This window comes from Cutibacterium namnetense, assembly GCF_001642025.1.
In the GTDB taxonomy this organism is placed as follows: Bacteria; Actinomycetota; Actinomycetes; order Propionibacteriales; family Propionibacteriaceae; genus Cutibacterium; species Cutibacterium namnetense.
In genome coordinates, this window is sequence record NZ_LWHO01000010.1 from 114448 (window position 1) to 123505 (window position 9058).

10 protein-coding genes and 1 riboswitch are annotated in these 9058 nt (G+C 61.7%); of the genes, 9 read left to right on the plus strand and 1 reads right to left on the minus strand.

Going from position 1 to position 9058, the window contains the following annotated elements:
- The first annotated feature begins 117 nt into the window (after positions 1–117).
- The 9 genes from A5483_RS10015 to ppgK all read left to right on the plus strand — a co-directional run bounded on the left by A5483_RS10015 (position 118) and on the right by ppgK (position 8652).
- The gene (locus A5483_RS10015; protein ID WP_063811734.1) at positions 118–1311 is read left to right on the plus strand and encodes a MarP family serine protease; all 1194 of its coding nucleotides are present in this window, start codon (positions 118–120) and stop codon (positions 1309–1311) included.
- Positions 1312–1524: 213 nt separating this feature from the next.
- Entirely contained in the window at positions 1525–1806 is a 282-nt protein-coding gene (locus A5483_RS10020; RefSeq protein WP_002550076.1) for a YciI family protein, read from the plus strand.
- Positions 1807–1862: 56 nt separating this feature from the next.
- A complete protein-coding gene (locus A5483_RS10025; protein ID WP_063811735.1) occupies positions 1863–2963 on the plus strand; it encodes an NADH:flavin oxidoreductase/NADH oxidase in 1101 nt (366 codons plus the stop codon).
- Positions 2964–3109: 146 nt separating this feature from the next.
- Positions 3110–3309: riboswitch (cobalamin riboswitch) on the plus strand.
- A 113-nt stretch (positions 3310–3422) separates the two neighbouring features.
- Positions 3423–6002, plus strand: a complete 2580-nt coding sequence (locus A5483_RS10030; protein ID WP_063811736.1) for a ribonucleoside-diphosphate reductase subunit alpha — start codon at positions 3423–3425, stop codon at positions 6000–6002.
- Positions 6003–6036: 34 nt separating this feature from the next.
- Positions 6037–7023, plus strand: a complete 987-nt coding sequence (locus A5483_RS10035; RefSeq protein WP_063811737.1) for a ribonucleotide-diphosphate reductase subunit beta — start codon at positions 6037–6039, stop codon at positions 7021–7023.
- 162 nt (positions 7024–7185) lie between these two features.
- A complete protein-coding gene (locus A5483_RS10040; protein WP_002550064.1) occupies positions 7186–7347 on the plus strand; it encodes a PH domain-containing protein in 162 nt (53 codons plus the stop codon).
- 6 nt (positions 7348–7353) lie between these two features.
- Positions 7354–7557: a hypothetical protein gene (locus tag A5483_RS12475; protein ID WP_233500927.1), complete on the plus strand. Its 204-nt coding sequence runs from the start codon at positions 7354–7356 to the stop codon at positions 7555–7557.
- Between the two features lie 98 nt (positions 7558–7655).
- A complete protein-coding gene (locus A5483_RS12650; RefSeq protein WP_306417317.1) occupies positions 7656–7859 on the plus strand; it encodes a hypothetical protein in 204 nt (67 codons plus the stop codon).
- Positions 7837–8652, plus strand: coding sequence for a polyphosphate--glucose phosphotransferase (gene ppgK, locus A5483_RS10045; protein ID WP_042843171.1), 816 nt, complete (start codon positions 7837–7839; stop codon positions 8650–8652). The genes A5483_RS12650 and ppgK overlap by 23 nt, the downstream gene beginning before the upstream one ends.
- Before the next feature lie 67 nt (positions 8653–8719).
- Here ppgK and ykgO read toward each other — a convergent pair whose 3' ends face one another.
- On the minus strand, positions 8720–8842 hold the full coding sequence (gene ykgO, locus A5483_RS10050; protein ID WP_063811738.1) for a type B 50S ribosomal protein L36: 123 nt from the start codon (positions 8840–8842) through the stop codon (positions 8720–8722).
- Between the last annotated feature and the right edge of the window lie 216 nt (positions 8843–9058).

The window sequence follows — 9058 nt, forward strand, 5'->3', positions numbered from 1 at the left end:
AGTCCCGCGAAGTCGAATACGCTCTGGCCTGACGACATTGGTTCAATGCTGCCTCACAGGCACCATTGAGATGCTGTATTCGTCTACATTCGTCTACCCACTTCTGACGGGAGAGCCATGGCGCACACCCTCGACATCATCCTCGCGGTGATCCTCATCCTTCGCGCCCTGAGAGGATGGGCCCGAGGAGCGATTTCCGGGATCGTCAGCCTCATCGGCTTGATTGGCGGAGTCTGGGTGGGGCTGTGGGCGTCGGGAGACATCGTGTCCCGGATCACCAACAATTCATCGTCCTGGCTTACTACCGGACTACTACGCCTCGGCGTCGTCCTCGTCATCATAGAAGTCATCCATGGCCTCTGTATGGGGCTCGCCCGCTGGATCCGCCGCGCCTCTGAGACAGTAGGGCTAGGGATTCTTGACCGGATTGGCGGCGCATTGCTGTCTGTCGCCGCCACAGTCCTGGTCGTAACGGTAGGGGCAACAGCCTTAGCCCCGATCCTGCCTCCCCAATGGGCTCAGGCCATCGACGAGTCGGCTGTCATCAACACCGCCAACCGCGCGGTGCCACCCCAGATCAGTCACGAAGCGGCACGGCTTGTCGGTCAGGTAGCCGATGCCTTCCCGAAGGTCTTTACCGGCCAAGACCCCCGTCTTCCCAGCGATGACCCCGACGACTCCGCCGCCGATAGCCCTGGAGTACGGCAGGCTGCGAGGTCCATCGTCAAGGTGAGATCACTGTCGCACCAATGTGATCGGGCCTCGGAGGGCACCGGATGGGTCAGCTCACGGCACCGCGTCGTCACGAACGCCCATGTTGTTGCCGGGTCTGACGGAGTAACGGTGCAGGTTGGAGGCGAAGGAGCCCGCCTGCGGGCGCGTGTCGTCGCCTACGATCCCAACCTCGACCTTGCCGTGCTTGCTGTTCCTAGTCTTGAGGCCCCTGCCCTGCCGATGGCCTCATCGGTAGACACCGGAGACTCGACGGTCATCGCTGGTTTTCCGCTGGACGGACCGTACACGGTCAGGGCTGCGCGAGTGCGTGGGACGTTGATGGCTCGTGGCGAGAATATTTACGGTGACGGCGACGTTGTTCGCGAGATCCTGTCTTTGCGCGGCACCGTGCAACCAGGAAACTCGGGCGGTCCGCTGCTGACCACCGACGGGAAGGTGGCGGGAACGATCTTTGCCAGGTCCACCTCACAACCACAGACCGGCTATGCCCTCACCAACCGACAGACCCGGCAGCTCATTCGGTCCGGCACGCACGACTCCACTCCAGCACCGACTGGGCGTTGCAGTATCGCCTGAGCTCGAAAACCTTGGCCGCCCAACCAACCAAGACTTCCATCGACACTGCGCACGCTTGCGCCCACCATCCACACAAAATGGCTCTGACAAGGTCTTTCACATGTGTGGCAATCGGGTTTACGGCTGCCAGCTGTGCAGCGTGCGGTGGCACCCCGCCTCAGCAGCAACATATACGCCACGACATGATCCCCGGACGCGATTAGGATGCCCTGCATGGCTGTCTTCATTGTCGAAACCCATTACGATCCCGCCCACGCCGAGGAGCGCATGGCCGCGCGCCCGGCTCACCTCGAGAACCTTGACCGCATGCGCGAGCGTGGCCAGCTCCTCAACGCTGGCCCGTTGGCTGATGGCAGCGGAGCTGTGCTCATCTACACGGTGCCTGACCGTGGCGTCCTCGAGCGCTTGATAGAGGCTGATCCCTATCCCAAAACGGCCGTTCAGGTGGCCTCCGTCCGCGAGTGGGAGCCGAATTATCACCACCACGTCTGCTGAAGCCGGCGGTCACGCCTGAGGACTCGGGGGGTTGAAACGCGTGATGTCATGGAGTCATGACGTCGCCTCTACTGTTTCAACCCCTCATCCTTCGTGGATTAACGGTTCGTAACCGCGCCTGGCTGCCGCCGATGTGCCAGTACGCCGTGGACTCTCAGGACGGGGTTCCCGGTACCTGGCACGTTGTCCACTACGGGTCCTTCGCTATCGGTGGCTTCGGCCTCATCATCGCAGAGGCCACCGCAGTAAGCCCCGAAGGTCGCATCAGCCCTTGTGACACAGGGTTGTGGGATGATGATCAGGTGGCGGCTTGGCGCACAGTCACTGACGCTGTCCACGAGCTTGGCGGCACGATTGCTGTCCAGTTGGGCCATGCCGGCCGGAAGGCCTCCACCGAAAAATGGTGGCCAGGTTTCCATGGCAGGGTGGTTCCTCCTGAGAAGGGCGGCTGGATTCCTCTCGGTCCGACTACCGCGCCTGCCGACGGCAAGCAGTATGCCGGGTTGCCCGTCACCGCCCTCAACGAGGACGACATCTCGAAGGTTATCGACGACTTCCGGGCTGCGGCATCGCGTGCCGTGGCAGCCGGATTCGACGCCGTCGAGATCCATAGCGCCCACGGCTACTTGCTACACCAGTTCTACTCGCCATTGTCCAATACCCGTACCGACGGTTGGGGAGGCGACTATGACCGACGGGTTCGTCTGCCGTTGGCGGTAGCTGAAGCGGTGCGCGGGGCCATTCCCGACGATATGCCTCTGCTGGCCCGCCTCTCGGTCACTGACTGGCGTGATGATGGCTGGACGGTGGAGGACTCAATAGAGCTTTCGCGTCGGTTCGCCTCAGCTGGCGTCGACCTGGTAGATGCCTCCTCGGGTGGCAATTCGTCAGCCCCTATCCCGGTGGCCCCGGCATACCAGGCCGATTTAGCGGCTCGGATACGCGCCGAGGCGGGCATTCCGACCTCCACCGTCGGGATGATCTGGACCGGCGAGCTGGCCGAGGAACTCCTCACTCAAGGGTGTGCCGACGCGGTCATGGCTGGTCGGGCAGCCCTGCGTGACACCAATTGGCCGCTGCGCGCCGCCCACGAACTCGGCGTCCCCAACGAGGATGCCCCGTGGCACCCGGCACGGTTCCGCGGCGCCTGGCGGTGACACTCGGTTTCAGCCCACCACTTCCACCGCGTGCGGCCATATTTTCAACGCGGCGAGCCGTCGCGATCGACGTTGCTCACGGAGCCGAAGTGCGGATGGCAGGGCCTGGGAATATCTTCCGTTGACTCCCCTTGCTCGCCCTTCATATAGTGACGAGTGCACGTGGTTCCCGTGTTCGCACGGGCCAAGAGGGAATCCGGTGTGAATCCGGAGCTGCCCCGCAGCGGTATATGAGAACGACCGCCGTCATGACGCACTGTGCTTCGGCATGGGAAGCGACGGCCAGTAGGTGTCCGACCAGGACGAGCTCGTGAGCCCGAAGACCTGCCAGGTGTGGTCCCGCGACCGCGGGGCCCGGTTCGCGATCTCGCGGGAAGTATCGCAGCGTTCAAAGGGACCACTGTCCCCTGCCGCATTCCGCCCGGTCGCGTGCCCACGGCATCGCACGGAGGAACTGCAATGAGCGCCGACCCCATCTCAACCATCCGCGTCCGAAAGCGGGACGGGTCTCTCGCCCCCTACGACGGCAACGAAGTCGCCGCCTCGATTATTGACTCGGCACGCGGTCTTGACGACGCCGTCGCCCGAGCAACCCTGCTACAGGCAGAGGTGGAGATCACCCTCTTTGACGGGATGACCACCGACGCCCTTGATGAGGCTGTCATTCAGGTGGCCCTGGGAAACGCTAAGGACGATCCTGCCTTCGACACCATCGCCAGCCGGATAGCCGTCAAGAAGCTCTACAAAGAGGTCTTTGGCAACACCCACGACGATCTAGGCGACGTCGATCCTGAGCGGGTGCAGGATCTGCACCGCAGCTATTTCCCACGCACGATCGCCAAGCTCGTCGCCGATGGCCACCTTGACGAGCGACTGGGGCGAGATTTCGACCTCGAAGCACTTGCAGCTGCCCTCGACCCCACTCGTGACGACCTCATCGGGTTCATGGGCGTGCGTACTATGGTCAACCGTTATCTCTTGCGCACTCCTGACAAGCAGGCTTTGGAGGTGCCGCAGTACTTCTGGATGCGCGTGGCGATGGGTCTGAGCCTCACTGAGGATGACCCCACCTCCTCGGCACTGGCTCTCTATGACTCCATGAGCAATCTGCGCCATCTGGCGGCTGGGTCCACTCTTGTCAATGCCGGGACGCCGTCGGCCCAGCTATCTAACTGCTTCGTCATGCGCACCGAGGACGACCTGGAGCACATCGCTCGGACGATCCGCGACGTCATGTGGATCACCAAAGGCACCGGCGGCATCGGACTGTCGATGTCGCAGCTGCGCTGTGAAGGATCCCCGATCCGCTCGGACAACACCGCATCCACCGGGCCGATCCCCTTCATACACACCATCGACTCCACGCTGCGTGCGGTCTCCCGGGGTGGCAAGAAGCTCGGCGCCTTGTGCTTCTACCTGGAGAACTGGCACATGGACTTCCCACAGTTCCTCGATCTGCGGCAGAACTCCGGTGACCCGTACCGACGCACCCGCACCGCCGACACCGCGGTGTGGATCTCCGACGAGTTCATGAAGCGTGTCGCCAAGGACGAGGACTGGTACCTCTTCGACCCCGCCGAAACCCCGGACCTCACCGAGCTCACCGGATCAGATTTCTCCAAGCGTTACGCCTACTACGTCGAACAGGCCGAGGCTGGCAAGATCAAGCGCTTCCGCCGCACTACTGCCCGCGAGCAGTTCCGAGCCATCTTGGTGAGCCTGCAGACGACGTCGCACCCGTGGCTGACGTGGAAAGACAGCGTTAATACCCGCGCGCTGAACAACAACACCGGGACGATCCACTCGTCAAACCTATGCACTGAGATCTGCCTACCGCAGGACCGCGACCACACCTCAGTGTGCAATCTCGCCTCGGTGAATTTGGCGGCACACCTGGTCGGCCCGCGTGGCAAGCGTCGTCTGGACTGGGACCAGCTGGCCGCCACCACTCGGCTGGCGGTGCGTCACCTCGATAACCTTGTCGATATCACTGCCTCAGCGGTGCCACAGGCTCAGCGCTCCAACGACGAGAACCGTGCCATCGGTCTAGGCGTCATGGGTCTGACGGATATGCTCGAGCAGATTCGAGTCCCCTACGACTCCCCGGATGCCTGCGAAATCGTCGACCGGATCGTCGAGTTCATCAGCTGGCACGCCATTGACACCTCGGCCGATTTGGCCACCGAGCGCGGGACCTACCCGATGTTTGAGGGGTCGGGGTGGTCGCACGGGATGGTTCCCATGGACACTCTGGCCGTGCTTGAACACGACCGTGGCATCCCCGTTGACGTCGATCGGACGACGCGGATGGACTGGGATGCGTTGCGCACCAAGGTGCGCGCAGGGATGCGCAATGCCACTTTGATGGCCATCGCTCCGACAGCATCTATTGGCCTCATCGCGGGCACAACGCCCGGCCTGGATCCGCAGTTCTCCCAGATGTTCTCCCGAGCTACCTCGGCCGGAAAGTTCCTTGAGGTCAATCGCAACCTCGTAGCTGACCTTAAGGACCTGGGCCTGTGGGAGTCGGTACGCGAGGAACTGCTGCGTCGCCAGGGTGATCCCAGCGAGATCGAGGCCATTCCGGCGCCCCTGCGACGCCTTTACCGCACCTCCTTCACCCTCAACCCGATGGCCTACCTCAACGTGGCTGCCCGGGCGCAGAAGTGGGTGGATCAGGCCATTAGCCGCAACATCTACCTGGCCTCGAGGTCGGTCGGCGATATGGAGGACCTCTACACCGCAGCATGGCGCATGGGCGTCAAGACGACGTACTACTTACACATGCTGCCTCGCCACACCGCCGAGCAGTCGACGGTGGCCGTCAACAAGGCTGCTGGGCGCCGGAACGGTCCGCGTCGCGGATTCGCCACCTCGGTGCGTCGGGAGGGGGTGTCGACCGCGACGATCGAAAAGTCGGTTAACGCGACGCTCAATGCGAGTGTCGACGTCGAGCCCGTCGTCTCTCTTGACATCATCGACGGCACCTCCTGCCCTGTTGATCCACAGGAACGTCAACAGTGCGAGTCCTGCCAGTGACTGACCACATCGCCCGCTGAAAGCGAGAACACCTATGATCCTTGGTTCCGGAATCCAGGAGGGGCTGCTGCTCAAGCCCGTCACCTATCCCTGGGCCTATGACCTCTACAACCAGGCTGTGGCGAACACGTGGTTCCCCAACGAGATCCAGCTCGACGAGGACCTCGCCGATTTCTCCCGGATGACCCCCGACGAGCACCACGCCCTGACCCACCTCATGAGCTACTTCAACCCTAATGAGTTGCTCGTCAACAAGGCGCTGGCCTTCGGGGTCTACCCCTATGTCAACGCGGCCGAGTGCCATCTGTACTTAGCCAAGCAGATGTGGGAGGAGGCCAACCACTGCATGGCCTTCGAGTACGTCCTCGAGACCTTCCCGATTGACCGCGACGAGGCCTACCGATCCCATGTTCACGTCCCCTCGATGGCTCGCAAAGAAGCTTTCGAGGTGGCGTTTATCAAGCGGATGACCGAGCAGACTCTCGACATCACCACCGTCGAGGGCAAGCAGGACTTCGTGCGCAACCTGGTGGCCTACAACATCATCCTCGAGGGGATTTGGTTCTACTCCGGATTCATGGTGGCGTTGTCGTTCCGTCAGCGGAACCTGCTGCGCAATTTCGGATCCCTCATCGACTGGGTGGTCCGTGACGAATCCTTACATCTGAAATTTGGGATGAACCTCATCTTGACGGTGCTAGAGGAGAACCCAGAGATCGCCACCGAGGAGTTCGCGGCTGAGATCCACGACATGATCGTCGAGGGGGTCGAGATGGAGGAGCAGTACAACCGCGACATGCTCCCCCGGGGCATCCTCGGGATGAATGCCGATTACGTTAATGACTACGTCAAATATTTGGCAGATCGCCGTCTCGAGGAGCTCGGATTCGAGCCGGAATACCACGTAGCGAACCCGGCCAAGTGGATGGCTACCGCCAATGACACTTTGCAGCTCGTGAACTTCTTCGAGGCCACCAACACCTCTTATGAGGTCAATGCCCACGCCACCGGCAGTCGTTGACGGGTGCTGATCCACGACGAATCGGACGTTCGTCGTCACGCCGTGTGGTGAGCGTGCATGAAGTCGCCATAGCATGCACGCTGACATGCCGGCCCCAAGTACGTCTTGGGGCCGGCATCGTCCAATGATTTATGCATCCGCTCCGGGCCGTAGTTCCGCCACATGGTCATCGTCCCCTATGACCGCATGCAGGCGGTGAAGATCAATGCCGGCCCGCTCGACCGGTATTGGGGCGTGACATCGGTTCAACTCGTCACTGCTGCCATGACCAGCAGCGCCTCCATCGACGGACTGCCAGGCGAGGAGAAGGACGCCGCGCTGTGATCTCCGATGGGCAACAGGTCAGCGAGGCGGGGGTCGACGGTTCTCTTGCCGATCGGCGACAGTGAACAAGTGCACACTGCCCTTGACGCTCTGTGGCCTGGATTCCGACTGGACGCAGTGTGCCTCAACGGAATTCCAAAGCGAGCGCGGTGGTTTCGGTGGCTTGACCAGACATCATCGCCTGGGGATTCGACGAGGAGGTCGTCGTGACGCGCACGGGGCTGATCACCTGAACCTTCAGCGTCGTTCTTCATGCTCGGTCGCAGTCGGTTGGGCTGTCCCAGGGTCCAATACAGCGCAAACTCGGCTTGGCTGATTTCTCCGCCTATACCTCGTCAGGCCCGGTAACGGTCTCCTACCCCAATCTCGACGCTGCGGACGCCCGGTCTTTCGTTGTCGGTCAGATGAGTCGCACCCGTGCCGCGCGTACTCGGGAACTGTCGCCCAGGCCTCCCTTGCACCAACCATCTACCGTTACGCTTATCCACCATGAGGAAGGTGCTGGGAATTGACGTTGGTGGTTCCGGAATAAAGGGAGCCCCGGTTGACCTTGAAGTCGGAGACTTCGCCGAACCGAGGCTTCGTATTCCTACCCCGGAGAAGTCGTCTCCCGAGAACGTCGTCTCCGTGCTGCATGAGATCGTCGACAATTTCGCCCCCACCATCGGTGACGGGCCAGTTGGCATCTCCTTCCCCGCCCCGGCACGCCACGGCGTCATCCCTTTCATCGCTAACCTCGATCAGGGTTGGGCCGGTTTGCATGCCGAGGAGTACATCAGTGACGCTCTCGGGCGCCCGGTGACCGTCCTGAACGACGCCGACGCCGCCGGTGTGGGCGAGGTGTACTACGGTGCCGCGAAGGGAGTACCCGGCGTCGTCGTTCTCACCACTCTGGGCACCGGGATCGGCTCTGCCGTTATCAACAACGGCATCTTGCTGCCGAACACCGAGCTCGGGCACCTCGAGATTGATGGCCACGACGCCGAGAAGCGCGCCGCCTCCTCAGTCAAGGACCGCAAGCACATGTCCTATAAGGACTGGGCCACCAAGCGTCTGCAGCGCTACTACGAGGTGGTCGAGATGCTCTTTTCCCCCGACCTCTTTGTCGTCGGTGGCGGCGTCTCCAAGGACCATAAGAAGTTCTTCAAGTACCTCAAGCTCGAGACGCCGATGGTCCCTGCCCAGTTGTTGAACCGAGCGGGCATCATCGGTGCAGCCTGGCAGGCCCAGTGGCGCCTAGAGCATCCTGACGCCACCGAGGAAGAGGTCGTCAGGGCCGCCAAGAAGGCGAAGGACGCTGGCTGACGTCATATGATGAGGACTTAGATGGTCGCCCGTGCGAATGGACGGGCGACCATCAATCTTCACCTGTTCAGCCTCGACGAGCCTTGAGCCGTGGGTTCTTCTTATTGATGACGTAGACGCGGCCACGACGGCGCACCACTGGGGAGCCAGGCTGGTTCTTCAAAGATCGCAGCGAGTTCCTAACCTTCATGATCTTGTCACCCTTCGTGATAGCACTTTATTGATAATCATTCTCGATATCACATCAGTGCCATCGGTGATCCCTCGTCAATTGGGGGGTTGTCGTGGTGGTGGGGTAGTGGGGTACTGTGGTGGTGTTGACAGTGTGGTTGATGGTTCGCGCAGGAGCGTTGGTGCTGGTCTGTATCTGGTGTGAAGTGTCAACGTGGCCCTAGTGTGTAGTAGG

Coding starts and splice junctions, on each gene's coding strand:
- A5483_RS10015 (WP_063811734.1), top strand. CDS start 118: ATGGCGCACACCCTCGACATCATCCTCGCGGTGATCCTCATCCTTCGC.
- A5483_RS10020 (WP_002550076.1), top strand. CDS start 1,525: ATGGCTGTCTTCATTGTCGAAACCCATTACGATCCCGCCCACGCCGAG.
- A5483_RS10025 (WP_063811735.1), top strand. CDS start 1,863: ATGACGTCGCCTCTACTGTTTCAACCCCTCATCCTTCGTGGATTAACG.
- A5483_RS10030 (WP_063811736.1), top strand. CDS start 3,423: ATGAGCGCCGACCCCATCTCAACCATCCGCGTCCGAAAGCGGGACGGG.
- A5483_RS10035 (WP_063811737.1), top strand. CDS start 6,037: ATGATCCTTGGTTCCGGAATCCAGGAGGGGCTGCTGCTCAAGCCCGTC.
- A5483_RS10040 (WP_002550064.1), top strand. CDS start 7,186: ATGGTCATCGTCCCCTATGACCGCATGCAGGCGGTGAAGATCAATGCC.
- A5483_RS12475 (WP_233500927.1), top strand. CDS start 7,354: ATGGGCAACAGGTCAGCGAGGCGGGGGTCGACGGTTCTCTTGCCGATC.
- ppgK (WP_042843171.1), top strand. CDS start 7,837: ATGAGGAAGGTGCTGGGAATTGACGTTGGTGGTTCCGGAATAAAGGGA.
- ykgO (WP_063811738.1), bottom strand. CDS start 8,842: ATGAAGGTTAGGAACTCGCTGCGATCTTTGAAGAACCAGCCTGGCTCC.